Genomic DNA, 24,400 nt, shown 5'->3' with positions numbered 1-24,400 from the left:
GGTACCGCACAGAGAAATAACATGACACAAACTGATACAGTTCAATCGCCGAAAGCCGCACCAGCAACCAGCAAGGTTGGTGTTATCTCCCTTGGATGCCCAAAAGCACTGGTGGATAGCGAACGCATCCTCACGCAGCTTCGTTCCGAAGGTTATGAAATCTCACCTGAATATGAGGGTTCAGACGTTGTTATCGTAAACACCTGCGGCTTTATCGATAGCGCAAAGGAAGAAAGCTTTAACGCTATCAAAGAAGCAATGAACGAAAACGGTAAAGTGATTGTAACCGGCTGCCTAGGCGTGGATGAAGGCGCGGTACGCGAAGTGGTACCCGGTGTTCTAGCAGTCACTGGTCCTCAGCAATATGAGCATGTGGTATCAGAGGTTCACAAGGCAGCACCCCAACCGCACGATCCGTTCACACACCTTGTGCCTGAGGCTGGCCTGAAGTTAACCCCGCGCCATTATAGCTACCTGAAAATTTCAGAAGGCTGTAACCACCGCTGCAAATTCTGCATCATTCCAAGCCTGCGCGGTGATCTGGATAGCCGCCCGATCCGGGCTGTACTTCGTGAAGCCGAAAAGCTTGTAGAGGCAGGCACCCAGGAACTGTTGATTATCAGCCAGGATACATCTGCTTACGGGCTCGACCGCAAGCATGCCACCGAAGAATGGAAAGACCGCGAAATCCGCGCGCATATGCAAGACCTTGCAGAGGCACTTGGTGATTTAGGTGTCTGGGTACGCCTGCACTATGTTTACCCATACCCGCATGTAGACAACGTCATCCCGCTGATGGCAGAAGGAAAAATCTTGCCGTATCTGGATATCCCATTCCAGCATGCAAGCCCTAAGGTACTGAAGGCAATGAAGCGCCCAGCGAACGATGCCAAAGTGCTTGAGCGCTTAAAAAAATGGCGTGAAATCTGCCCTGAAATTGTAATTCGTTCTACCTTTATCGTGGGTTTCCCCGGCGAAACTGAAGAAGATTTCCAGTATCTTCTCGACTGGTTACAAGAAGCACAATTAGACCGCGTTGGCTGCTTTAAATATGAAGCTGTTGATGGCGCTGTAGCCAACGAACTTGAAGGCCAAGTGCCAGAAGACGTAAAGCAAGAGCGCTGGGAACGTTTTATGACGGTATCGCAGGAAATCTCTGCCGAAAAGCTGAAGAAGCGTATTGGTATGGAAATGGCCGTTATCATTGACGAGATAACAGAAGAAGGTGCCATTGGCCGCACATATGCTGATGCACCGGAAATCGATGGCCGCGTATATTTGGAAGGCGCAACAGCCTATGCCCCCGGCGATATGGTGATGGCCTATATCACAGAAAGCAATGACTATGACCTATACGGCGTGGTTGTTGTGGACACAGATGAAGACGATGATGATGACTGGGATTGGTAACAATCCCTAATCCAATAAGAGGTGCTTATGTACGAGACAATTTCGAAACTTCATCCAACCATAAGCACCCTACTTCTTGGGTTATTTTTCTGGTTAAAACCAAAGGCCTCCATAAAATCTGATATCCATTTCAGCTATTATGATGACAACCAAGATGTTGGTTTGATGAAGGCCATGCTTTTCGCCTCCTTATTGGAAATTGTAGCGGTTCACGTTCTGCTAATCTTCTTGAAACCCAGCTGGAGCCTTCCTGCCTTTATTCTTGGTTTTCTTGGGTTCATATATGTTATCGGCATTTTAAAAAGCTGGAAACACAGCCCAGTCAAAGTAGATATCAGGAATGGCGTTATCGAAACCTGTTGGGGCTTTTCAAACAAACATACTGTACCGTTTTCCTCAATACGCAACATCAGCAAACCAAAAGACAGTCAGGAACTAAGACGCGATAAAGAGTATGTTATCAATGTCTTTCTAGCCGAACCCAATATCGCGCTTAATCTAATTGAAAACTCGAATTTACCTATAAAATCCATTCATATGGTGCTCGACAACCCGCGTGACTTTGAAAGAGCGATTGAAGACCATTTAAAACCGTCTGACACAGCTGCATAACTTGATTTATCCTGCCCAACCTCCCAGATATTTAAAAAAGCAATACAGGGGGATTTATGATTGAATTTTTTGCAGCTATTATTGTTATTGGCCTTATTTATGGTGTTTATGCGCTTTTAAAAGCATCAGGCCGCGCAACCTTTCTTGCGGATTATCAGTTCCCCGAACATGTAAAAAAGAAGTTATCTGAACAATATCCTGAACTCAGCAATAGTGACATCAACACTGTTTTCTCTGCCCTGAAAGACTACTTCATCATTCATAAGGTTGAGAAAAAGAAAGGTATCGCTATGCCGTCAAAAATTGTGGATGACGCATGGCATGAGTTTATTCTTTCAACACGTGAATATGAAAGCTTCTGCAAAAAGGGGCTTGGCCGCTTTATTCATCATATTCCTTCCGAGGCAATGCACAGCGAAAACTCCGCGCAAGATAGCCTTAAGCGTGCCTGGAAATATGCATGCCGCCAACAGAATATAGATCCTAAAAAACCAGACAGGTTGCCGCCCCTCTTTGCGCTTGATGCACGCTTTAATGTGAAAAATGGCTTTACCTACACACTTAATAAATCCGCATTTGATGAACGGATTTTCAATGCTCGTCACATCCAGTGTATGGCCGCGGCCGCCGCAGGAACAAGTGCAGGTTCTGGCGCGGCAATCTTTGGTGCTTCAGGCGGTGACAGTGCCGGAGATGGCGGCGGTGATGGTGGCGGATGCAGCAGCGGTTGTGGCGGCGGCTGTAGTAGTTAATCTCCTTGAAACACACGTTGGTTCGCTCTAAATAATGTGTGTTCCTTTTTGGAGCATACATAGCTTGTACTCAGGGCAAGGTGAAATTCCTGACCGGCGGTATGTCTGTTTTTTAGATAAGCCCGCGAGCGCCCACCGCACCTGTGGTGGGGTCAGCAGATCTGGTGAGAGGCCAGAGCCGACGGTATAGTCCGGATGGTAGAGTGGAAGCAGCATATGACACCTTTTTAAGGGTGGTCTATTGCTATAGGGCGTGCTCCGTTTTGCGCGTCTGTTCCCTATATTTACGCCCTGATTCCTGCTGTCTGAAATTTATGGAGACAAACAGTGAATCAGACTGATCAAACAATTGAACTAAGCGAGTTCGGCACACCGGTTGAGCGTGTTGAAAATGCTATCGCTGCACTTAAAGAAGGGCACGGCATCTTAGTTATGGATGATGAAAATCGGGAAAATGAAGGTGATTTCATTTTCGCCGCTGAAACCATTACACCAGAGCAAATGGCACTTCTGATCCGTGAAGGATCAGGCATTGTATGCCTCACACTACCTGATGAAAAACTCCAGGAGCTAGAGTTACCGCAGATGGTTACAGATAATTCATCCAGTATGGGTACTGCCTTTACGGTTTCTATCGAAGCGAAAGAAGGTGTAACCACCGGTGTTTCGGCGACTGACCGTGTTACCACGATCAAAACCGCCATCAAAGATGGCTGCAAACCAAGCGAACTTGCGCGCCCCGGCCATGTATTCCCGTTAAGAGCGCACACTGGCGGCGTTCTGGCTCGCCACGGCCACACTGAAGCCTCTGTGGAGCTGGTGCGAATGGCAGGTTTCAAGCCCGCAGGCGTACTTTGCGAGCTTACCTTGCCTGATGGAACCATGGCACGCCTGCCTCAAATCTGCGCTTACGGTAAAGCCCACAATATGCCTGTCGTAACTATCGAAGATTTGATTGGTTACCTTGAAGCGCAAAATAGCGCCGCGGCATAAACAAGCTCTATAGCCCCTTCCGTGGGGGCTATACCAACCCCATAAATGCCAAAATATCAATGGTGACAAAAAGCGCCCACTGCGGGAATTCAACCAAGCTTAATCGTTTCCATAAAATCAATACTGCAAACCAAACAAGCGTTGCACTTGATAGCAAAAATGCAAACCAGGCAAGCTCAATGGCATCTGAGAAATAAGCAGCCCAAAGAAAAGCGCCTCCCATCGCAAAAAGCATAATGGTAACAATATGCCAGCATGCATAATTGGTATATTTGGGCACCCGGTGCATATCACTTTCAACAAGTGGTTTGGCAATAACTGGCCCACCAACCCATGTGTGGATTGCAAATGTCAGGAAAGATGCAGCAGCTGCTGCCACCAGATAAATATTCATAAGTCAGCCCCTCACAGCTAATGAATGTGAAAGACAGTTTATGAAGTGTTAGATACAAAACAGAGATGACAGCTTGTCACTGCGACACTTTATACCTGCCTTGTAGAAGATCCTGTTTTTCCGTAAGCACCTTCGAGATAAAACGCATCAAAAGTTTTACCCGCGGTGTGTTTTTCAAATCAGGATGCGTTAACACCCATATATCCTGCCACGGGAAGGGTTCACTTCCTTCGAGCGCCATCAAATTGGGGTCTGGATCAGCCATATAACAGGTGCCCCGGTATATTCCCCGCCCTTGAAGTGCCGCCAGATGACGCAACAAAAAATCATCAAGCCGCCAACCAATAGGTGCTTCGGGAAACGGTGTTTTCACAATCCATTCTTCTGGTGCAGGATCGCGCGAATTTACAATCCACCGCACATCTGAAGCAGATGTTTTTTCCAGATAATCGACCCTGCAATAATAATTCAGATAAAAAGAGAATAACTTTCGGCCCACCAAGTGTTCCGGTGGTTTTGATGTTGCCCGCACCACCACATCAGCTTCAGATTTATCCAAATCAGCGAAGTGATATCCGCTATTTATAGTTAGCTCGATTTCGGGATACATTCTGGAAAACTCATCCAGTGCATCAAGCAGAAAAAACTGCCCCATAACGCCCGGAATAGAAATAGTAATTGGCCCCGCTTCACCAACACCTTGTGCGCGCTGCTTACGGTTCGCCGCATAATTTATCTGTTCCATTCTGCGTGCGGCGGCGAGTAACTGGTCCCCAAGTTCAGTAGGGCGATAGCCACCAGCAATACGCTCAAAAACCGGAGCGCCGTACCGGTCATTAATCACCGCTAACCGCCTTGAAACCGTAGAATGGGTAACCCGCAGCTGATGCGCTGCCCCCCGAACAGTTCCGTATCGGCTTAAAGCCAGAATAAATCTATAATCATCCCAATTTTCCATTGGTGCAATTTTGCACCAAAGAAAGCAAAAGTAAATCCATACATCTTCAAATTATTTCCCTACCTTGGTGCCACAAAACAATTTCTTCCAAAGACAGCCGAGGATTATGGAAATGAAAAACCTCTTGTTAGCCCAAATCGCCATATTCCTGATTGCAGGAATATGGCACCAAAACAGCTCCCCGGTTTATGCTGGAAATAAAGCACCGGCCCTTCATCTTGAAAAAGGACAATACCTTACCGTTGTTCTTCCTGAAACCAATCCAGCGAAAAACATGCTTCGTGAAGCTTATTATTCCGCGGCCTTTCCTCTGGCGGAAAAATATGGGCTGAAAAGAGAAGCAGGCCTGAAAGTTGAACAGAAAATTATAAGTGATTACAGCCCATCAGCGGCTTTGTTTTTCTCCTATCCTGATCAAGCGTCAGAGAGAAAGTTAACAAACGAAGCAATGTGGCCAGAAATCGTAAAGCTGCGTAAAGAAGCTTGGAAAGAGATTAAATTCTACAGCGCAACCATTGAACAAGACCTAAACATCACCTTCGATCCGGAAAAAAGCTATACGCTGGTTGTTGCCTGGACAAACCCTGAACACCCTAATGATTATTTCCGCTATCTGGACGCAATCAAACAGGTGGTAAACGAAGCGGGTGGGCGCTTTATCTATAAAATGCAAACTCCAAAATATGAAGCCAACACAAAAGGCGAAGCCCCGGCGCAACTAACATTTGTTGAATGGGATACCCCTGATGCCTTTGCTCAGTTAAGCCGAAACCCTGACTATAAAAAGCATGTACCCTTAAGGGAAAGCGGTATTCAAAAGCTGGAGTTTTACCGCCTAACCACACCTCAGTAATAGATCCCTATAGCATAAATGGCAGGCCAAGGCCTGCCATACGCATTTATGCACCAAGTTTATATGGTCCGCCACGCTCCAGAGCGCGCTTATACGCCTCTCTCGCTTCAATCCGCTTCATATAGGCATCAAGGTTAGGGAAAAAGCCTAACGCGCCTTTTGAATTCGCAGCCTCCATCGGGAAACTCAGCATAAAATCTGCTCCCGTAAGCTCATCACCCATGAAATACTGCTGTTCACCAAGCGACTGCGCCATATAACCAAAATGATTGGCAAACTCGCTTTGGATACGCGGTTGAAGCGGTGCCGCAGCTTCACCAAGTAAGCTCGTGTATAATCCTAATAACAACGGCAACATGGCAGAACCTTCTGCATAATGCATCCATTCCACATATTTGTTGTATGCTGCACTATCTGCGGCAGGAGCAAACTTACCGCCGCCATATGTGCGGATAAGATACTCAATAATCGCGCCAGATTCGGCAATTTTCACATCACCATCTTCAAGCACTGGGGATTTCCCCAACGGATGGATTTCCCTTAAGCTTTCAGGCGCAAGACGCGTTTCCGCATCACGCTGATATTGGATAATTTCATATTCGAGCCCAAGCTCCTCAAGCGCCCATAAAATACGCTGAGATCGGCTGTTGTTCAGATGGTGAACTTTGATCATAAAATGCTCCCTGATCTACTTTCTTTATGAACTAGATCACTTACCCTTCGAGGAAATCCATCTTCGGGTAATTTTGTTCACTTTCGTTTGAAATATTCTCTGAAGGCCCTCTGCCAATACCCTTGTTCAGTTTCTTATTCATTGTTACTAATATCTAGTGTTCTGAGCTTTCTATTTCCGTAATGATGCTCGTTCCCCATGGGCATCAACCAAAGGAGCAGCCCATGCTGGCACGCCGTCAATTTCTTCAAGGACTTGCTGTTGCAACAGGCGCACTCCCCCTGAGCGCAACATCTGCATTTTCTTCAAACACAGCAAATCCATCACCAAATAGTGGCAAAGCTTTAACACCACAAATACTTGAAGATGCGCTGGTGGGCAGCAGCTACCTTGGCTGTGGTGGTGGAGGTAGCCTCTCTGAAGCGCGGGAACTTATTGCAGCTGATTTAGCCAGTGGCTTACAGTTCAAAAGCATAGACGTGGATACGTTAAAGGATACTGATCGCGTTGCCTGCCCTTATGCGCTCGCAAGCCTTGCGCCGATCAGCGGTGAAATGGAAACTCGCCTGAACACCATCCCGAACAAGATAGAAATGCCAGTTCTAAATGCCTTTCGATTGCTCGAACAACATATAGGGCAAACTTTCGCAGGTGTTATTCTCGGTGAGATAGGGCCACTCAGCATGGCAGAAGGTCTATCCATTGCTGCACGGCTTGGTGTGCCTGCGCTGGATGCTGATACTGTTGGCCGCGCTACACCTGAAATCAACCAACACTCTGTTCGTGTTGCTGGTTACCCTCTTACCCCCGCCGCTGGCGTTACCATGTTTGGCGATGAAATCATTCTGCAAAGCCTGCAAGATCCATCTCGGGAAGAAGACATTTTCCGCACACTATCTGTTATCAGCAGGCTTGTGGGCGTTGCCGATGCCCCGATCACGGGCGCGCAGGCAAAGGAAAAAGGCACTCTCGTAACCGGAAGCTTTTCACTAGCTACAGCAATCGGCAAAGCAGCCCGCACTGCAAAAAGTAAAGGCCAAAACCCTATTGAAGCAGCACGCATTGCAGGCGGCGGATATAAATTATTCAGTGGATATGTAAAAGATTTCACTTGGGAAGATAAAGACGGTTTCCTTGTTGGCACATTAACCTTATCCGGCACAGATACTTTTAACGGCCAGACTATGCTTCTTGACTATAAAAACGAACATCTTGTTGCACAGCTTAACGGTAAAGTTATAGCCACTTGCCCTGACCTCATCACCGTAGTGGATGAAGCAACAGCAGAAGGCGTCAACAATCCTGATTTCAAGAAAGACCAAGCTGTCACCGTACTAGGCTTCAAATGTGATCCTCTGTGGCGTACCGCAGAGGGATTATCCGTTTTTGCACCAAGATACTTTGGTTATGACGTGGATTATATCCCTATTGAAGAACGCCTTACCTAACGTGTTGAAAGCAAATAGGCTGCTAAGGCTTTGCGCTCTTCATCTGAGATATCAGGTCTAGGCATCGGGCCAGGTGGTGTAGCAAGCAGCGCCTGAAGACCACTTAAGGTGTAGCGACTTTGCAAACCCTTCAAAAGTTTCACCTGAACACCTTCACCTGCCTGCCCAGCTTCATGACAAGATGCACAGTTCTGCTCTCTGTACAGTACTTCTCCTACCGCACTTAATGAGCGAATGCTGTCCTCGCCCAAACCTTCAAATGGATCACGCACTACCCCATTTTCCGTGGTGGCCGCAGAGGTTCGAATATCACCCCATCCCACACGGTAGATGGTGCCAGAATAATCATCGGAGATATAAATAGCCCCATCGAGCCCTTGTTCGATATCCACAGGGCGGCCAATCACATCCTCATTTTCCTCAAAACCCATAAGGAAATCTCTCTGTTCAATTGAACCATCGTCACCATAATGGAGCGATACCACTTTGTAGCCAGAAAGCGTGCTGCGGTTCCATGAACCATGCAGTGCAACAAGCGCAACACTATCATACCCTTCAGGGGCCAAGTTCGGCTTCAGGAACTTAATGCCAAGCGGTGCAACATGTGCACCAAGCCCGTGCACCATAGCTTTAGAAGCAGCGATCTTATCTTCATTTCCTAAACCAAAATCTGGGTCAACTTGCTTATCATCATAGGTATAAGGCCAGCCGTAGGATTGCCCTTCTTCAATCTGGTTGATTTCACAGTGCGGCGTATCATCACCCAGAAGGTCTCGGCCATTATCTGTACCGTAAAGTTTACCTGTGATTGGATGCCAATCAAATCCTACTGTGTTCCTCAGGCCCGTTGCGTATATACGGGCCTCACTGCCATCAGGGTGCATCCTCAACATAGCAGCGCGGTATTCATGTTCTTCAATACATACATTGCAGCTGGAACCTATGGTTACGTAAAGCCAACCATCAGGGCCAAAACCAATTGTACGTGTCCTGTGGTTTCCACCAGGTGGCAAACCTTCAAACACACTTTCAATCGCACCAACCTTTCTGCTGGCTGCAGCAAAAGGAACGCGGATAATCCGGTGGGTTTCCGCTATATAGAGATAACCATCCTGTAGTGCGAGGCCATGAGGTACATCAAGCCCTTCAAGCAGCACAGTTCTACCATCAGAGCGACCATCACCATCATCATCCGTATGCAAGAGAATAACCTTACCTTCACGCATACTGCTAACCACAAGGTCACCCTGGCTTGTGGTACGCATCATGCGAGCATGAGGTACATTTTCGGCAAACACCCCGAGCTTAAACCCATCAGGCAGCTGGAAGCGCGCATTCATTGTTGCAGTATCAGGAGTTTCAAGCTGTTTGCCCGTAACAAAATCAAGAAGCGGACCACCAATATTTAAATTTTTAGGCCAGAAAATCCAAAGCGCCAGTATTAACACCAGCAACAGAACCAAAAAACCAAGTCCAATTTTCTTCAGCATCACGCTCTCCCTACCCTGACAGTAGGAAAGTTAGAGCGATAAGGGAAACCCGGCAAGGGATGAGCAGGCAAACAACCGCTCCCTCCCATTATCGTGAATTGGGTCAGCGCCTTATGCCGGTTCGGCAACGACCACATAATTCCGGCAGTGACGCAGCGCTCCTTCAGAGGTGATCATGTCGAACGCCTCACGGCGTAATGCTTCCCCACGAGCTTTGAGAGTATCTGCTAGTTGTCTATCTTCAAGTGTTTCAAGCCCGGGCATTACCAGATCAATCTGTGCATTCACAAAGCGCTTCCTAAAACCAATGGAGAAATGTTTTACTGAACGAACAACGAAACCTGACCGCTGCAAACTATCAACTACCCACTGCGCAGGGTATTCTCTGTAAGGCCGCTGACCAGACAGCAACACACATGCGTCTCGGTACCTACCAATTTCTCATAGCAGACGACCAGCTTCAGTTTCCGGCTTCACAGTGGGCACATAGGGTTCAAGCCCCGTAACATATAGCCTTCCCCCTACATGGGGTCGCAGACGGGAAAACAGATACGATTGGAAATACGGCGCAAACCCCTCAATAGCACCCAAGAGATAATCTGCCAGAACGATATCATAAACTTCGCCTTTGAGAAGCTGAGGATCAGCCCAGTTACCTTCGATGATATTGTCTTGTGAGCGGATGCTGGCTTTAAGCGTATCACGCACCCAACCGGCTTCCTGCGAGGAACCCGTAACAGCAGTCCAACTTTCAGTTTTCAGGCTTGAAACCCAGCTAAGGGAATTAACACCAGTACCAGCATCAAGCATACGACCCCACGCACTTGCTCCATGCAAACTTTCAATATGGCGATAAAGCGCCGAATGTTTCTTCGCTGCCATTGGTGCCTCATATGCTCTCTGTTTGATCGCAACCAAAGTGCCGTTTGGGCCACTGGAAGTCCACAGTGAAATCTACTGAATTATTTACGGCACAAGCTATACTGACAAAAATTGACAGTAATAGTGTTTTAAAAGCAAACTCATGAGACGTTCAGACAGATTATTTCAGATAGTAAATTTCATGCAGGGCCGCAGGGTTGCTGTAACCGCGCAAGATATTGCGGAAGAGTTTGATGTAAGTATCCGCACCGTTTACCGGGATGTACAGGACCTGATCCTGACAGGCGTTCCTATTTCAGGTGAAGCAGGCGTTGGATATCTGCTTGATAAAAGCTACTGCCTGCCGCCTATGCAGCTTGATGTTAGCGAGCTTGAGGCCCTTATGTTGGGGGCGGAAATGGTAAGCAGCTGGTCTGATGAAACCATGGCAAAATCCGCCCGCAGTTTGGTGAACAAACTGAAATCTGTACTTCCTGAACGCGACAGAGAGATATTCTCAGGCACGGCGATGTATGCCCCGCCAAGTCGCATTAAAATTCCGTGGACCATTGATTTCTCTGAACTTCGAAAAGCGATCAGAGCTAAAGATATATTGCGCCTTGAATACGAAGACGAATCCGGCAATGCATCAGAGCGCACAGTGCGCCCGCTAGCGCTTACATTCTGGGGACCAACATGGCTGTTACTCGCATGGTGCGAACTAAGAAATGATTACCGCCATTTCCGGCTCGACCGTATGAAAACTGCGGAGAAAACAGGCGAGCCGTTCAAGGATACCCCTGAAACCAGCTTAAAGAACTGGTTGCGCATGTATCAGCATAAAGAAAAACTGCGGGATTAGGCTTTATTCCACAACCCATGTTTGGCCGCCGTGAATAATATCCTTCAAGCTGCGCTTGCCTTTCTCAGAAACCATCTGGCCGCGCACGGCATCTACATAACTCTGATCAGCTTCCGCAGCATAAATCACCCCCATCGGGGCTGGTTCGCTGGGGTTTTCACCTAAATCACCAAGCATGCGGGCCATTTGCAGGCTGGTTTCGTCATGGACCAGAATATCTCCTTCGGTGATACCATTTTCTCCAATAGTTACCACCTCCAGCGCAAAGCTCTTGGCATTGAAGATAATTCCCTTGTTGCGCTCAGCACCAAAGATCATGGGCATGCCATGCTCCAACAACAGTTGATGATCAGGTGCCGTTTTCTTGTTGGTAATCTCCTCCCAAATAGCGTCATTATAAACGATACAGTTCTGGAGAATTTCCACAAACGAAGCACCCTTGAAAGCATGCGCACGCTTAAATACATCAGGCATATGTTTCTGCGCCGTATCCACAGTACGGGCCACAAACCGCGCACCGGAACCGAGTGCAAAAGCAATTGGATTCAACGTTGGATCAACAGAGCCTTGCGGGGTTGAAGGTGTTTTTGTTCCTACCACCGAGGTTGGTGAATATTGCCCTTTGGTGAGGCCATAAATCTGGTTATTGAACAACAGGATATTTAAATCCACATCGCGGCGGATAGCATGCATCAGATGGTTCCCGCCAATAGATAAACCATCCCCATCCCCAGTAATAACCCACACATCCAGTTCAGGTTTTGCGAGCTTAACGCCTGTTGCAATTGCAGGGGCTCTGCCGTGGATGGTATGGAAGCCGTATGTATCCATATAATAGGGAAAGCGGCTCGAACACCCGATACCAGAGACAAACACAGTATTCTCTCTGGTTGCTCCCAGCTCTGGCAGTGTGCGCTGCATACACTTCAGGATAGCGTAATCACCACAGCCCGGGCACCATCGCACTTCCTGATCGCTGGTAAAATCCTTGATGGTGAGTTTCTCTTGCGGGGTTGTCATTTCATTCATCGTTCGCCCCCTTAACTTGCGATTTCTGCACGGATTGCGCCGAGCAAATCGCTGATTTTAAACGGCAGGCCAGAGATCTGTGTGAACGGCTTGGCATCCAGCAAGAACTTATCCCGCAACACGGTTTTAAGCTGGCCGTTGTTCATTTCCGGCACCAGAATTTTATCAAACCCTTTCAGTAGACTCTCTAAATTTTTCGGGAAAGGGTTCAAATACCGAAGATGAATATGGCTAACGCTCAGGCCATCTGCACGCGCACGTTTCACTGCTTCTTCGATAGGGCCATATGTTGACCCCCAGCCAACAACGGCAAGCGTTCCACTATCTTCACCCTGATCAACGACCTGATCAGGAATATCACCCGCGATGCCGTCTATTTTGGCAAAACGGGTATCTGTCATCTTCTGGTGATTATCCGGGTCATAGGAAATATGGCCAGTGTCATAACTTTTCTCAATACCACCAATGCGGTGCTCCGTCCCCTTCACACCCGGCACGCCCCAATTGCGGGCAAGTGTTTCTTCGTCACGAAGGAACGGATTGAAGGTTTCATCCCCTTCAGGGGTTTTTGCCTGAGAAGCCGGAAACGGCTCAATAGCATCAAGATCAGGCAGCTTCCATGGTTCCGCCGCATTGGCGATAAAGCCGTCCGTTAGCAGCATTACTGGCGTCATATATTTTACGGCCAACCTGCAAGCCTCTATAGCTACTTCGAAACAGTCCCCCGGACTTCTGGTTGTCACTACAGGCATGGGCGCATCACCGTTCCGGCCATAAATTGCTTGATAGAGATCAGATTGTTCTGTCTTGGTCGGGAGCCCCGTTGATGGCCCACCACGCTGGCTGTTTATCACCACCAGCGGAAGTTCCGTTGAAATGGCAAGGCCAAGTGCCTCTGTCTTCAGCGCAATACCTGGCCCTGATGAACTGGTTACCCCTAAAGCGCCTGCATATGATGCACCAAGGGCAGCGCAAATAGCGGCAATTTCATCTTCCGCCTGAAACGTTACAATTCCCAGCTCTTTCATTCCTGAAAGCGTGTGAAGGATGGGAGATGCAGGCGTGATCGGGTAACTGCCGAACATTACCTCAAGCCCTGAAAGGTCACCACCTGCGGCAATCCCCCAGGAAAGTGCCTGACTTCCGGTTACGGTCCGGTAAATGCCCGGTTCAGCATGCACTGGTTCCACTTCATACTGGTGTATGTGTGCTGATAGTTCTGATGTTTCGCCATACGCGTGGCCAGCATTCAAAGCCGCAATATTAGCGTTCGCGATTTCCGGCTTCTTGGCAAATTTCTTTTCAAGCCAATCAACCACTGGCTGGCGTTTCCGGGTGTACATCCAGAGCATAAGCCCCAATGTCCACATATTCTTACAGCGGAGAGCTTCCTTATTGCCAAGGCCAAAGTCTTTCACCGCTTCCATGGTCATCTTCGAGATATCAAGCTTGATCACCTGATAGCCATCAAGCGCATCCCCCTCTACAGGGTTATCTGCATACCCGGCTTTCTGGAGATTTCTTGTAGTGAATGATCCTTCATCCAGCACCAGCATCCCACCCTTGCGCAAGTTACCAAGGTTTACCTTCAAAGCAGCAGGGTTCATAGCGACCAGCACATCAGGCTGATCGCCCACTGTTTTGATAGACGTTGCACCAAAATTTATCTGGAAAGCAGAAACACCAAAGGTGGTGCCAACAGGAGCACGGATTTCAGCTGGGAAATCCGGGAAAGTGGCAAGATCATTTCCTGAGAGTGCGGTTGAATTAGTGAACTGGCTCCCGGTTAGCTGCATTCCATCCCCGCTGTCGCCCGCAAATCGAACCACCGCAGATTCAAGACTTTGAACCTCTAACGCCATCGCCATGTCCTCCTTCAGGCGTCACGGTAGATACAAGGGAACCGCTATCCTGAGATCATTTCAACTATACCATACTCACCATAAACTTCTTACTGTTAACCACTCTCTACATATTAAAATGGTTCCCTTCGCACTCTCGGCAAAGGGAACCTATTCACTATTTAGGATTTAGCGTTACGCATCAATACAAATTCTTCTGCGCTTGATGGGTGTACCGCAACTGTTGCATCAAACTGTGCTTTTGTAAGCCCAGCTTTCACCGCAATACCAACACCCTGAATAATTTCAGCGGCATCAGCACCAATCATGTGTGCACCAACAACTACATCCGTTTTCTTATCCACAATCATTTTTGTGAAAGCGCGCTCATCAGAACCACCAAGCGTGTGTTTCATTGGCTTGAAATCAGATGTGTAAACTTCAATCTCACCATATTTTTCACGCGCTTGCGCTTCTGAAAGGCCCACTGTGCCAATCGGCGGCTGTGAGAACACAGCAGACGGGATAGCATCATGCTCAGCAGCCTGTTCAGTGCCACCGAATTCGGTCAGCGCAAAAGCATGGCCTTCCTTAATCGCCACAGGAGTTAACTGCACACGGTTCGTTACGTCACCTACTGCGAAAATGCTCGGCACGTTTGTACGGCTGTATGCATCAACCTTCACTGCACCACGTTCCATTTCAACGCCTGCATTTTCAAGGCCAAGGCCTTCTGTTTTCGGAACACGACCTGTTGCATACATCACAGCATCAGCATCAAGCGTGGAGCCATCTGTCAATGTAAGGCGTACACCATCATCTGTTTTTTCAATTTCAGTGATGTTTGTACCCAGACGCAGATCAATACCTTTGCCTGTCATTTCACGGGCGAGGCGTTCACGAAGATCATCATCAAAGCCGCGTAGAATTTGATCACCTCGATAAAGCTGAATCACTTCACTGCCCATACCTGCAAAAATACCTGCGAACTCAACAGCGATATAACCACCACCTACAACAACGATACGCTTCGGCTGCTCTTCAAGGTGCAGCGCTTCATTGGATGAAATCGCATGCTCAATACCTGGTACATCAGGCATTGAAGGCCAACCACCAACAGCAACAAGAATTTTCTTGGCGGTATAGGTTTTATCGCCAACACGAACAGTGTTTGCATCTTCAACAGTTGCACGGCCATTAATGATCTCTACACCCGCACCATTCAGTGTATTGATATAAAGGCCATTCAAACGGTCAATCTCAGCGTCTTTACGTTCTATCAGTTTCTTCCAATCGAACGATGTTTCACCAACTGTCCAACCAAAACCTTCTGCAAGATGGAAATCTTCAGAAAAATGAGAAGCGTACACGAGAAGTTTTTTCGGCACACAACCGCGGATCACACATGTACCGCCAACACGGTATTCTTCAGCTACCGCTACCTTGGCACCAAAACTGGACGCAATACGGCTGGCCCGCACACCACCAGAACCTGCACCAATCACAAACAAATCATAATCAAAAGTCACTAAACTGCCTCCCGGCTTTATAAACGAATTGTCCTCTATATGGACATGATATTCCGACTGCCAATGGCTACATTCCTGATAACAGGATCACAATTTTATGATCGCAGCGTCAAGCACACATTTTGAATAGGACCATTTACCACACCAAAGAATTCAAAAAATTCTAAGTTGCCTTCCTATATTTTTAAGTTTTTGATTCAAAGCGTTTATTTCTAAAATACACTTTTTAGTGGCAATTTATAGGCGATAATATGAATTATTTATATCATTAATTGTATTTTAATGCTCGTCCGATTATAACTGAATCACCAACATTTCTTTAAATCTTGGAACACGATTGGGATTAATCATGACTAAAACAACTACATTTGAAGGCCAGCAACGTGCTGGTTTATTCCGCCTCCCTCTAATTGCAGAAGGCGGTATGCCGGGTGCACCTACCTTACATCTATTCCTCGGCATCGATACAGTACATGACCGCGCTTCTGGTTTTGCAGAAGTAACGCAGGCTCTTGCTCAGCCTGTTGTTTGCACGGCTGACGTTGCTGGCCCTGTTATCTATGAAACGGTAATGGGCCCCGGCTCTAAAATTCGTATCGACCTTGAAGGCTACCCAGTGATTGACTGGCCTAAAGGCGGCGGTGTTGGGCCTGTTATTCCAAAGAATTTCAAAGCGACAATTCTTCTGGATACAGACTGGCAAAAGGGTGAAGTATCATACCAGTACCAAGCACGTAATGGCGAATGGGTAAACCCAGGCGTAAAGCCAATACATATTGCCGACGAGCAGACTTCAGCAGCCCAGGTAGCAGCAGAATAATAAAGTTTCCAAAGACCTAACTCCCAGCGATGAGAGGAAGCGTACAACCACTCGCCTCCTCTCTTTTTGCCTTCCATCAATGCACATCTATTTTCCTTTCATATACTTCATAATAGTTTGGCTTGATCAAGTTGTGCGCCGCGCATATGCTGCACCGCAACAAACCCTTACGGAGGACGAGAAATGGATTTTGCAGGTAAGACCGCTGTTGTAACTGGTGGTGCATCTGGCCTTGGCCGTGCAACGGTTGAGTATTTTGTAGAAAAAGGCGCTAACGCGTTGGTAATCGATCTGAACGATGATCTAGGTGCAGAACTTGTGGCTGCTCATGACGGTAAAGTTGCTTACAAGAAAACAAATGTTGCTGACGAAAGCGAAGTTACAGCGGCTATAGAATATGCCAAAGAACAGTTTGGCAGCGTTGATATTGCTGTAAACTGTGCGGGCATCGGTACACCACAAAAGGTGCTGGACCGCGAAGGCAACCGCAACCCGCTCGCATACTTCCAGAAAATTATCGCTGTAAACCTCGTGGGTACATACAATGTTCTCTCTCACGCAGCAGAGGCAATGCAGGCGAATGAACCAAATGCTGATGGCGAACGCGGCGTTATCATCAACACAGCATCTGTTGCAGCATACGAAGGCCAGATTGGTCAGGCAGCTTACTCTGCATCCAAGGGCGGCGTTGTTGGCCTAACGCTTCCTGTTGCACGTGAGCTTGCCCGCTCAGGCATTCGTGTGATGACAATTGCACCGGGCTTTATTCACACACCACTGTTTGATGGCCTTCCAGAAGCAGCTGTTGAAAGCCTTAAGGAGCAGGTTGTGTTCCCGAAACGCCTTGGTCAACCAGCAGAGTATGCAAAGCTTGCGGCTCACATCGTTGAAAACGCATACCTGAACGGTGAAACAATTCGCATGGATGCTGCTGCACGCATGGCTCCAAAATAAGCGAACGATCTTCCGCAGTTACAAAAAAGGTGGCACTGTAATGGTGCCGCCTTTTTCTATTTTCAAAGGATACTTGCAAAATAGACTAATCAGTCTAAATCTCAGATAAATGAGATGTGGGAGGACAATATGGGACCGCTTTCTGGCGTTAGAATAATTGAACTGGTTGGCATTGGCCCGGGGCCTTTTGCTGGCATGATGATGGCAGATATGGGGGCCGAGGTTATTGCTGTTGACCGTAAAGGTGCAGCCTCCCCTGTTGAACTCCCAGTTGACATTAACCGCCGGGGTAAACGCTCAATCGCCCTAGACTTAAAGTCCGCCGAAGATAAGGAAATTTTCTTCAAACTCTGCGAAACAGCAGATGCTGTTTTTGAAGGCTTCCGCCCCGGCGTGATGGAAAAACTCGGCCTAGGTCCTGATGATGTATTGAAGCGCAACCCGAAGATTGTTTATGGCCGCATGACCGGCTGGGGGCAAACCGGTCCGCTCGCCCATGCTGCTGGGCATGATATCAACTATATCTCCCTATCTGGCGCTCTTCACGGCATTGGCCCTGCGGACGGTCCACCAACCGTACCACTGAACCTGATCGGTGATTATGGCGGCGGTGCCATGATGCTCGCCTTCGGCATGGTGTGCGGCATACTTGAGGCTAAGAACTCAGGCAAAGGTCAGGCGATTGATGTAAGCATGGTTGAAGGCTCCTCTTTGATGATGACCCTGATGCACAGCCTGATGGCAAGCCAGCGCTGGGCGCCTATGCGCGGCGTGAACCTCCTCGACGGTGGTGCGCATTTCTATGACACTTTTGAGACGAAAGACGGCAAGTTCGTGAGCTTCGGGGCAATGGAACCTCAATTCATGCAGGAATTTATTGAGAAAACAGGCCTTGATGAAAGCTGGATGCAAAACCACCTGAACTTCAGTAAATGGGCAGAACTGAAAGAAGAATTGCGCACACTCTTTAAAACCAAAACGCAGGAAGAATGGTGCGATTTTCTTGAAGGGTCAGATGCTTGCTTTGCGCCTATCCTCCCGTTCTGGGAAGCGCACAAGCACCCTCACAACCAGGCAAGAAACAGCTTCACGGAAATAGATGGTTTGATGCAGCCAGCACCAGCACCCAAATTTTCTCGTACAGAACCAGAGGTAAGTCATGGTCCTGTGGAAAAAGGCGCTGATACCGATGCGATCCTAAAGGAACTTGGAGTTATTTAATCAGCTTCAAACGTACATAGGCAGACCGTTTGCGTTTAGACAAACCCACCTTCGGGATTGTTTTAATCAGGCGATCTGCTGACACGCCCTGCTCAAGCAACAGCTGATACACACTATCAGCGCGCATCACCGCCAATTTCTTAAGCGAAGCTTCGTCTCGCATGATTGGTTCACCATCTTCTTCCACTGGCGGCAACAGATCGGACGCCTGATAAGCTTCCCCTGTTAACTCCAGCTTCAAGCGTGGACGTTCTTTAAGAGCTACGGCCAAAGCATCTAGCTTTGCTTTTTCAAGTGGTACCATTTCAAATACAGATGCTTCAAACTTCACCTTGGTAAGATCAAGATCGCTCTTACCGCCCGGTATCAAACTTCCCAGAAGTTTGAACGGGGAACTCACAAGTTTGGTAACAACGTTGGCAGTTGCCTTCCTGACAAGAGCACCAATTTTGATATTGGGATCATTCAAATCCCCTTCCACAGGGATATTCATATTCACCCGGCCCCGGCTATCCTGAAGAAGAGCAAAGGCCATATCCACAGGCACAGCATCGCCTTCATAACCATCAAGCGTGTTGCCCCAAGACCAACGATCAAACAGTAGCGTATTTTTGCCATTCAGTTGGTTTTCGGTGATTTTGTAATCCATATCTATATACAAACCACCCTCTTCAGAGGAGCGACCAATAAAGGTTTCTGTATATGGACTAACCACTTGGTGGCTTAATTTATCAAGCACGAACTTGCCTTCTAAGTTCAGCGTTTCTGCCTGCTTCAGGGCACCCTTCGCCGTGAACGGGCTTTCTCCTGCAACTACCGCTGAAACATCAAACGCTGTCTCAATAGCTTCTGCAGCTTTCACATCTGTCAGCGATACATTTAATTCTGTAACATCGACCTGATGGTCACCCGGTAATGAGCTATCCACATATGTCACAGCGCCATTTTGCACTTTAAGTTCTGCAAGCGATATCTCGAGCGGCGTATCTTTCTCGGTACTTACTTCCGCAGGCTCATTCTCTGTTTTCTGGCTCTGATCGATTACAAGCTCTGGGTTATTAATACGCACCGGGCCCACAGAAACTTCACTGGCAGCAAAATCATACAAAAAATCGTCAACCGTAAGCGCTTGAACAGCTGCCTGTTTAACGGGCGTATTCGTTTCCACAGAAAAGCCAACCAGCTCCAAACCCGAACTCAATATCAACGAGCTGTTTTCTGTATCAGCAGAAAAAGCAGGGATCGTGAGTTTTTCAATGCTCGCTTTTTTGAGGGGTGTTTGTGTTTCAACCTCAAAGCTTTCAAGCTCAATATTTCCAACGGCACTATATACCTCTGTACGTTTTAAAGTGAGGCTGCCAGATAGTAATCCATCTTTCACCTTAAAATCAGGGTTTCCAGCAAGTGCCGCAATATTCACCACGGGCAAACGTTCAGCCTCGATGCGTATATCAAGCTCAAGCGGCGAATGCTTAATCTCCCCCGTGATACTCAAACGTCCATCAGCAAGCGGCACCAGAAGTTCAGAAAGGTTAAGAGCTTTCCCAGCCTCAGTTGTAATATCTTTCGCGGTAAGGTTAATTTCCCCAGTTTTTAAGGTATTATTCTGGCTATCTTGCACTTCAAGCTGGCCACCTTCGATCACAATTTGTGCAATCTGCACAATGAGCGGTTCTCCAGCTTCTTCTTCTGCCGCCTCTATCGTCTCAGAAGGTTTCAGCATCTGCAGAATTTTCGGGGAACCATCGGCAGTAAGCTCAACAAAAATATCAGGGCTCAGGAGCGCTACTTCTTCAACATCAACATGCCCTGCCCACACGCTACGCCAGGCAACATCCAGACGCAGTTTGGCAAACTCTGCCACTCGCTCCCCATCGGGGCCATTAACACGGGTTCCTTCAATTTCCAGCTTCAACGTGAAGGGATTAAAGGATGTTCGTTCAATGCTTAATTCCCCAGTCACTGATTTGGAAAAGGCACTTTGTGCAGACCGTTCCACCACCCACGGTACGAGAATGGGGCTGAGCGCAAAAAACAGCCCGGTCAGAACAAAGAGAACAAGTAAAAAACGGCGGATAAATTTAAGCATAAAACCCTCTGAATGTTTCCTCAGGTATAGGCTTTAAATCGGCGGAAGACAATCCAGAGGTTATTTTGCGACTTTCACCGTTTCGTATGCAGCCAGTGCATCAACGCGTGTCTTTTTCCTATCCACAATAGGTTCAGGGTAGGTATCGCCAAGTTCCACACCAGCTTCTTTCAGCACCAGCAGTGGAGCCTCAAAAGGTCTGTGAATAAATTTGTCAGGCATATGCTTGAGCTCTGGCACATATTTCCGGATGTAAGTACCATCTGGATCAAACTTCTCGCCCTGCGTGACAGGATTAAAAATTCGAAAAAAGGGCGCCGCGTCAGCACCACATCCAGCTACCCACTGCCAACTAGCGGTGTTATTCGCGATATCGGCATCCACGAGCGTATCCCAGAACCATTCTTCCCCTTCATGCCAGTGCCAAAGAAGATCTTTCACAAGGAAAGACGCAACAATCATCCGTACGCGATTATGCATCCAACCCGTTTGCCAAAGCTGCCTCATTCCTGCATCAATAATCGGGAAACCTGTTTTACCTTTTTGCCACGCCGCAAGCGTATCACCCTCGCCTTTGAACCAGGGGAAATCCCTGAAATTCTGTCTCAACGGCTCCTTGGGCATTTTTTCATTATGAAATAAGAGGTGATAACTAAATTCCCGCCAGCCGATCTCTCGAAGGTAAGAATATGCATCCTTTTCACATTCAGGGCGGCCTTCGGTTACCTCTTGTAAATGATACCAAATTTGCCGTGGACTTATCTCACCAAACGCCAGATAGGGAGAAAGCTGGGAGGTGAAATCACGCCCAGGCAAATCACGCCCTTTGGCATAATGATGAACAGCTTCCTCGGTAAAACGCTCCAGTTTCGCAGCTGCACCAGCTTCGCCCACCTTCCATGCTTCTTCGATTGGTGCAAACCAGTGATGTGGCTTGGGGATAATATCATCCGCACTTAAACTTTCACTTTCAGGCCAAACTGCTGGCGGCACCAATTTTTGAGGTAAGGGCAACGGCATTACAGCGCCAAGAATTTCCTGAAGCTTTCGCCAGAAAGGGCTGAACACGCCATAAGGCTTACCTTGCAGGGTTTTCGGCTCTTCCGGCTCTACAAGCAGATTACCTCCAAAACGCCTGCATTCAATCTGGCTATTCACAGCAAAACCGTGAATATCTTCTTCGATATCCCTAGCCCACGGACTGTAACGGCGAGTCATATAAATACCGCCTACATCCGTTTCAGCGACAAGGTTTCTAAGCACCTCAAGTGTGGCACCTCGGCGAATAATCAGCTTGCTACCCAGCTGGTCGAGAAACTTGGTCAAACTATCAAGTGACTTCAGCAACCAAAGTTTTGATGCCCCGCCAAGCGGCCGCACACCCCGACTTTCATCATCATAGATATAAACAGGAATAACAGGCGCACCAGTTTCCGACGCTTTATAAAGCGCCGGATGATCACTAAGGCGCAGCGCACCATTCATCAACACCAGAACAGGTTTCATAAAAGCCCTCAATTACTTGAGGCTTATTACGCTATAAATCCATAATCCGATCAATATCATATGGTAATTTCTTCGGCTTCTCGAGCAGTGAAATACCAATGAACAGGATCATACTCGTAAGCATTGCAAGGAAACCTGTACTGATACCGTACGGCACTTTGATACCATAAAGCTGGATTACAAAGTTGATCAGCAAACTGATTGAAATAGAAGCTATTGCTGCTTTTGCCGAAGCTTGTTTCCAATTTAATCCGATCAATATCACCGGCACCAAGGCGGCTGCAAAAGTACCCCAACCAAAGGCACCGAGGATCGCCACCAGATCGCCACTATATAGCGCGATAGCCGCTGCAAAAACTGCCAACCCCACGGTGGATGCACGGGCCCAGAAAAGCTCGTTATTCAGAGATTTTCCGCGAATAGCCTTCGGGATATCATGAATAATTGCCGCAGCACCGATATTGAGGAAACTATCTGCTGTCGACATAATCGCCGCAAACAATCCTGCGAATACAATACCTGCCAGAAGCGGGTGCGCATAAGTGGAAAGGAAAGCAGGTGCAGCTTCATCTGGTGCGCCAAGTGGCAATGCTACATCACCAAGCACAAGTGCCCGCATCACCACGCCAACACTCACCCACAGCATAGCTGCGATTACATAACCAAAGATGGTCATCGGCAGCACAACACGGTTATCCGAGAGCTTCCGGTTCATCATCATCTTGCTGGCAACATGAGGTTGGCCCGCAAGGCCAAGCCCGAAGAGGAAATACCAGCTGAGCGATGCCATAGATCCCAGTGTCCCAAACGGCATGATATCTTCACCGTCTTTCTCAAGCAGAATGGAGCTTACTTCCGTAAAACCACCACCGAAAACGCTGTAGGCGGTAATCACCACAAGTGCGCCCGAGATAATCATCACGATACCTTGCACCAGGTCCGTATAAACAGACGCGATAATACCGCCAGTTACGCAGTAGAAAATCAGCACAGCGGATGAGATAACCACACATGCCAGAAGGCTGATATCGGCAAGCATATCAGTGGCAGAAAGAATGCTCTGCAGCACAAGTGCCATGGCAAGAATTTGCGTCGCCAGATACCCAAGCACACCCAGAATGATTGTTGCTGCGGTAAGCAGCCTTGCCGTTTCGCTTCCGTAACGAGCAAACACTACATCAGGCATAGACATAGTATCCCGCACCTCTGCGATCATCCTGATACGCTTGGAAATGAGATAATAGCCCGTTGCGAAACCAAGCGCGGAGCACACTGCCATCCAGACAGATGATAACCCTGTTGCATAAACAAGGCCGGGCCCACCAACAAAACCAAAGCCGGAAAGGGTGGAGGAAAACACAGCCAAGCTGATCACCACAGGGCCAAGGCCCCGGCCCGCTACAAAGAAATCACCAGCAGATTTCGTACGGCGCATTGCCCACAAGCCAACACCAATACACAGCAGTAGATAGATAAACACACAGCCGAGAATAATTTCCTGACGCATCGCTTCCATTATGCGTCTCCCTTCTCGGTTTTAAGTTCTGCCACTAAGTCCTGAAATGCTTTTTCATCATCCGGGTGAAGGAAGTAGCGGTTAAAGAACACCACATAAATCATGTTAAAAACAACAAAGCTGCCCCAAATACCCCAGAAGAACCAATTGGTCGGCACTGGGAAACCTGCAACAATATCTGTTTGTCCGGTTGCCAGATAATCCTGATAACTGGTGTAAAGCATAATCCAGGCAAACAGTGCGAAAGCACCGGCTCCTGCCATAAGCCCTTTAAAGAGAGTATCCCTGCGCTTTGGGTTTACACCCATCATCAGAAGGCATACAGCCAGAAGAATAACGGCAATCTGGAAATAAAGTGGCGCGTCACCAATCGTGCTGAGGCGCTCGGCACCATCACCGCCTAAACTCACACCTTTAATACTATCACTGGCAATACCAGCAGCATTCAATGGCGGTTCGGATGTAAGGACGAAAATGGTAATCCCTGCCACGACAAGTAGCAGAGCAAAAACAACATGTATAAGCTTCACAGGACTGGCCTCCCCTCCAGTATTTGAAGAAAGCCTAGTCGCGAGAGCGATAGAGCGTC

General features: G+C 47.9%; 23 protein-coding genes and 1 riboswitch. Of the genes, 10 read left to right on the top strand and 13 right to left on the bottom strand.

From position 1 onward, the window contains the following. Positions 1 to 21 precede the first annotated feature (21 nt). From rimO to ribB, 4 genes are all read left to right on the top strand, one after another. The gene (rimO, locus tag KFE96_RS04515) at positions 22 to 1,410 is read left to right on the top strand and encodes a 30S ribosomal protein S12 methylthiotransferase RimO (RefSeq protein WP_255834812.1); all 1,389 of its coding nucleotides are present in this window, start codon (positions 22 to 24) and stop codon (positions 1,408 to 1,410) included. A 27-nt stretch (positions 1,411 to 1,437) separates the two neighbouring features. After that, complete coding sequence (locus KFE96_RS04510) at positions 1,438 to 2,022, top strand: hypothetical protein (RefSeq protein WP_255834811.1); 585 nt, start codon at positions 1,438 to 1,440, stop codon at positions 2,020 to 2,022. A gap of 56 nt (positions 2,023 to 2,078) precedes the next feature. Continuing rightward, positions 2,079 to 2,774 (top strand): hypothetical protein, encoded by a 696-nt coding sequence (locus tag KFE96_RS04505; RefSeq protein ID WP_255834810.1) that lies wholly within the window; start codon positions 2,079 to 2,081, stop codon positions 2,772 to 2,774. A 62-nt stretch (positions 2,775 to 2,836) separates the two neighbouring features. Then, a riboswitch (FMN riboswitch) is annotated at positions 2,837 to 2,985 on the top strand. Between the two features lie 116 nt (positions 2,986 to 3,101). Continuing rightward, positions 3,102 to 3,767 (top strand): 3,4-dihydroxy-2-butanone-4-phosphate synthase, encoded by a 666-nt coding sequence (gene ribB, locus KFE96_RS04500; protein WP_255834809.1) that lies wholly within the window; start codon positions 3,102 to 3,104, stop codon positions 3,765 to 3,767. Between the two features lie 28 nt (positions 3,768 to 3,795). Here the strand turns inward: ribB and KFE96_RS04495 are convergent, their stop codons facing one another. Together KFE96_RS04495 and KFE96_RS04490 are read right to left on the bottom strand one after the other, a co-directional pair. Further along, positions 3,796 to 4,161: a hypothetical protein gene (locus KFE96_RS04495; protein ID WP_255834808.1), complete on the bottom strand. Its 366-nt coding sequence runs from the start codon at positions 4,159 to 4,161 to the stop codon at positions 3,796 to 3,798. 76 nt (positions 4,162 to 4,237) lie between these two features. Next, positions 4,238 to 5,119 (bottom strand): LysR family transcriptional regulator, encoded by an 882-nt coding sequence (locus tag KFE96_RS04490; RefSeq protein ID WP_255834807.1) that lies wholly within the window; start codon positions 5,117 to 5,119, stop codon positions 4,238 to 4,240. Positions 5,120 to 5,231: 112 nt separating this feature from the next. Here KFE96_RS04490 and KFE96_RS04485 point away from each other — a divergent pair, with 112 nt between their 5' ends. Next, positions 5,232 to 5,972, top strand: coding sequence for a DUF1330 domain-containing protein (locus KFE96_RS04485; protein WP_255834806.1), 741 nt, complete (start codon positions 5,232 to 5,234; stop codon positions 5,970 to 5,972). 46 nt (positions 5,973 to 6,018) lie between these two features. On the opposite strand, the gene KFE96_RS04480 is transcribed toward KFE96_RS04485, so the two are convergent. After that, on the bottom strand, positions 6,019 to 6,645 hold the full coding sequence (locus KFE96_RS04480) for a glutathione S-transferase family protein (protein ID WP_255834805.1): 627 nt from the start codon (positions 6,643 to 6,645) through the stop codon (positions 6,019 to 6,021). Positions 6,646 to 6,869: 224 nt separating this feature from the next. Here KFE96_RS04480 and KFE96_RS04475 point away from each other — a divergent pair, with 224 nt between their 5' ends. After that, entirely contained in the window at positions 6,870 to 8,093 is a 1,224-nt protein-coding gene (locus KFE96_RS04475) for a DUF917 domain-containing protein (RefSeq protein ID WP_255834804.1), read from the top strand. Here the strand turns inward: KFE96_RS04475 and KFE96_RS04470 are convergent. The 3 genes from KFE96_RS04470 to KFE96_RS04460 all read right to left on the bottom strand — a co-directional run bounded on the left by KFE96_RS04470 (position 8,090) and on the right by KFE96_RS04460 (position 10,465). Continuing rightward, on the bottom strand, positions 8,090 to 9,583 hold the full coding sequence (locus tag KFE96_RS04470; protein ID WP_255834803.1) for a PQQ-dependent sugar dehydrogenase: 1,494 nt from the start codon (positions 9,581 to 9,583) through the stop codon (positions 8,090 to 8,092). The two genes, KFE96_RS04475 and KFE96_RS04470, sit on opposite strands and share 4 nt — an antisense overlap. Before the next feature lie 111 nt (positions 9,584 to 9,694). Next, entirely contained in the window at positions 9,695 to 9,997 is a 303-nt protein-coding gene (locus KFE96_RS04465; protein ID WP_255834802.1) for a hypothetical protein, read from the bottom strand. A gap of 27 nt (positions 9,998 to 10,024) precedes the next feature. After that, entirely contained in the window at positions 10,025 to 10,465 is a 441-nt protein-coding gene (locus KFE96_RS04460) for a class I SAM-dependent methyltransferase (RefSeq protein ID WP_255834801.1), read from the bottom strand. A 142-nt stretch (positions 10,466 to 10,607) separates the two neighbouring features. Here KFE96_RS04460 and KFE96_RS04455 point away from each other — a divergent pair, with 142 nt between their 5' ends. Next, entirely contained in the window at positions 10,608 to 11,306 is a 699-nt protein-coding gene (locus tag KFE96_RS04455) for a YafY family protein (RefSeq protein ID WP_255834800.1), read from the top strand. 3 nt (positions 11,307 to 11,309) lie between these two features. Here KFE96_RS04455 and KFE96_RS04450 read toward each other — a convergent pair whose 3' ends face one another. From KFE96_RS04450 to gor, 3 genes are all read right to left on the bottom strand, one after another. Further along, entirely contained in the window at positions 11,310 to 12,335 is a 1,026-nt protein-coding gene (locus tag KFE96_RS04450; RefSeq protein WP_255834799.1) for a 2-oxoacid:ferredoxin oxidoreductase subunit beta, read from the bottom strand. Between the two features lie 11 nt (positions 12,336 to 12,346). After that, positions 12,347 to 14,197 (bottom strand): 2-oxoacid:acceptor oxidoreductase subunit alpha, encoded by a 1,851-nt coding sequence (locus tag KFE96_RS04445; protein ID WP_255834798.1) that lies wholly within the window; start codon positions 14,195 to 14,197, stop codon positions 12,347 to 12,349. Between the two features lie 161 nt (positions 14,198 to 14,358). After that, the gene (gene gor / locus KFE96_RS04440) at positions 14,359 to 15,705 is read right to left on the bottom strand and encodes a glutathione-disulfide reductase (RefSeq protein WP_255834797.1); all 1,347 of its coding nucleotides are present in this window, start codon (positions 15,703 to 15,705) and stop codon (positions 14,359 to 14,361) included. A gap of 349 nt (positions 15,706 to 16,054) precedes the next feature. Here gor and KFE96_RS04435 point away from each other — a divergent pair, with 349 nt between their 5' ends. From KFE96_RS04435 to KFE96_RS04425, 3 genes are all read left to right on the top strand, one after another. Beyond that, on the top strand, positions 16,055 to 16,525 hold the full coding sequence (locus KFE96_RS04435) for a DUF1842 domain-containing protein (protein WP_255834796.1): 471 nt from the start codon (positions 16,055 to 16,057) through the stop codon (positions 16,523 to 16,525). A 183-nt stretch (positions 16,526 to 16,708) separates the two neighbouring features. Further along, positions 16,709 to 17,479, top strand: a complete 771-nt coding sequence (locus KFE96_RS04430) for an SDR family NAD(P)-dependent oxidoreductase (protein WP_255834795.1) — start codon at positions 16,709 to 16,711, stop codon at positions 17,477 to 17,479. Between the two features lie 129 nt (positions 17,480 to 17,608). Next, positions 17,609 to 18,700, top strand: coding sequence for a CaiB/BaiF CoA-transferase family protein (locus tag KFE96_RS04425; protein ID WP_255834794.1), 1,092 nt, complete (start codon positions 17,609 to 17,611; stop codon positions 18,698 to 18,700). On the opposite strand, the gene KFE96_RS04420 is transcribed toward KFE96_RS04425, so the two are convergent. Genes KFE96_RS04420 through KFE96_RS04405 form a run of 4 tightly spaced genes read right to left on the bottom strand, consistent with a single transcriptional unit; the run spans position 18,693 to position 24,341 of the window. Then, positions 18,693 to 20,789 (bottom strand): DUF748 domain-containing protein, encoded by a 2,097-nt coding sequence (locus tag KFE96_RS04420; RefSeq protein WP_255834793.1) that lies wholly within the window; start codon positions 20,787 to 20,789, stop codon positions 18,693 to 18,695. The two genes, KFE96_RS04425 and KFE96_RS04420, sit on opposite strands and share 8 nt — an antisense overlap. A 60-nt stretch (positions 20,790 to 20,849) precedes the next feature. After that, the gene (locus tag KFE96_RS04415; RefSeq protein ID WP_255834792.1) at positions 20,850 to 22,295 is read right to left on the bottom strand and encodes a deoxyribodipyrimidine photo-lyase; all 1,446 of its coding nucleotides are present in this window, start codon (positions 22,293 to 22,295) and stop codon (positions 20,850 to 20,852) included. Positions 22,296 to 22,326: 31 nt separating this feature from the next. Continuing rightward, positions 22,327 to 23,811, bottom strand: a complete 1,485-nt coding sequence (locus tag KFE96_RS04410; protein WP_255834791.1) for a hypothetical protein — start codon at positions 23,809 to 23,811, stop codon at positions 22,327 to 22,329. Next, positions 23,811 to 24,341: a hypothetical protein gene (locus KFE96_RS04405; RefSeq protein ID WP_255834790.1), complete on the bottom strand. Its 531-nt coding sequence runs from the start codon at positions 24,339 to 24,341 to the stop codon at positions 23,811 to 23,813. The genes KFE96_RS04410 and KFE96_RS04405 overlap by 1 nt, the downstream gene beginning before the upstream one ends. Positions 24,342 to 24,400: the final 59 nt, after the last annotated feature.

This window comes from Kordiimonas sp. SCSIO 12603, assembly GCF_024398035.1.
Taxonomy (GTDB): domain Bacteria; phylum Pseudomonadota; class Alphaproteobacteria; order Sphingomonadales; family Kordiimonadaceae; genus Kordiimonas.
The sequence above is the reverse complement of the archived record's forward strand: the minus strand, read 5'-3'. Positions and strand labels throughout refer to the sequence as shown.

Excerpts from the sequence above, each read along its gene's own strand:
- rimO (WP_255834812.1), top strand. The coding sequence starts at position 22 with ATGACACAAACTGATACAGTTCAATCGCCGAAAGCCGCACCAGCAACC.
- KFE96_RS04510 (WP_255834811.1), top strand. The coding sequence starts at position 1,438 with ATGTACGAGACAATTTCGAAACTTCATCCAACCATAAGCACCCTACTT.
- KFE96_RS04505 (WP_255834810.1), top strand. The coding sequence starts at position 2,079 with ATGATTGAATTTTTTGCAGCTATTATTGTTATTGGCCTTATTTATGGT.
- KFE96_RS04495 (WP_255834808.1), bottom strand. The coding sequence starts at position 4,161 with ATGAATATTTATCTGGTGGCAGCAGCTGCTGCATCTTTCCTGACATTT.
- KFE96_RS04490 (WP_255834807.1), bottom strand. The coding sequence starts at position 5,119 with ATGGAAAATTGGGATGATTATAGATTTATTCTGGCTTTAAGCCGATAC.
- KFE96_RS04485 (WP_255834806.1), top strand. The coding sequence starts at position 5,232 with ATGAAAAACCTCTTGTTAGCCCAAATCGCCATATTCCTGATTGCAGGA.
- KFE96_RS04480 (WP_255834805.1), bottom strand. The coding sequence starts at position 6,645 with ATGATCAAAGTTCACCATCTGAACAACAGCCGATCTCAGCGTATTTTA.
- KFE96_RS04475 (WP_255834804.1), top strand. The coding sequence starts at position 6,870 with ATGCTGGCACGCCGTCAATTTCTTCAAGGACTTGCTGTTGCAACAGGC.
- KFE96_RS04470 (WP_255834803.1), bottom strand. The coding sequence starts at position 9,583 with ATGCTGAAGAAAATTGGACTTGGTTTTTTGGTTCTGTTGCTGGTGTTA.
- KFE96_RS04460 (WP_255834801.1), bottom strand. The coding sequence starts at position 10,465 with ATGGCAGCGAAGAAACATTCGGCGCTTTATCGCCATATTGAAAGTTTG.
- KFE96_RS04455 (WP_255834800.1), top strand. The coding sequence starts at position 10,608 with ATGAGACGTTCAGACAGATTATTTCAGATAGTAAATTTCATGCAGGGC.
- KFE96_RS04450 (WP_255834799.1), bottom strand. The coding sequence starts at position 12,335 with ATGAATGAAATGACAACCCCGCAAGAGAAACTCACCATCAAGGATTTT.
- KFE96_RS04445 (WP_255834798.1), bottom strand. The coding sequence starts at position 14,197 with ATGGCGTTAGAGGTTCAAAGTCTTGAATCTGCGGTGGTTCGATTTGCG.
- KFE96_RS04435 (WP_255834796.1), top strand. The coding sequence starts at position 16,055 with ATGACTAAAACAACTACATTTGAAGGCCAGCAACGTGCTGGTTTATTC.
- KFE96_RS04430 (WP_255834795.1), top strand. The coding sequence starts at position 16,709 with ATGGATTTTGCAGGTAAGACCGCTGTTGTAACTGGTGGTGCATCTGGC.
- KFE96_RS04425 (WP_255834794.1), top strand. The coding sequence starts at position 17,609 with ATGGGACCGCTTTCTGGCGTTAGAATAATTGAACTGGTTGGCATTGGC.
- KFE96_RS04420 (WP_255834793.1), bottom strand. The coding sequence starts at position 20,789 with ATGCTTAAATTTATCCGCCGTTTTTTACTTGTTCTCTTTGTTCTGACC.
- KFE96_RS04415 (WP_255834792.1), bottom strand. The coding sequence starts at position 22,295 with ATGAAACCTGTTCTGGTGTTGATGAATGGTGCGCTGCGCCTTAGTGAT.
- KFE96_RS04410 (WP_255834791.1), bottom strand. The coding sequence starts at position 23,811 with ATGGAAGCGATGCGTCAGGAAATTATTCTCGGCTGTGTGTTTATCTAT.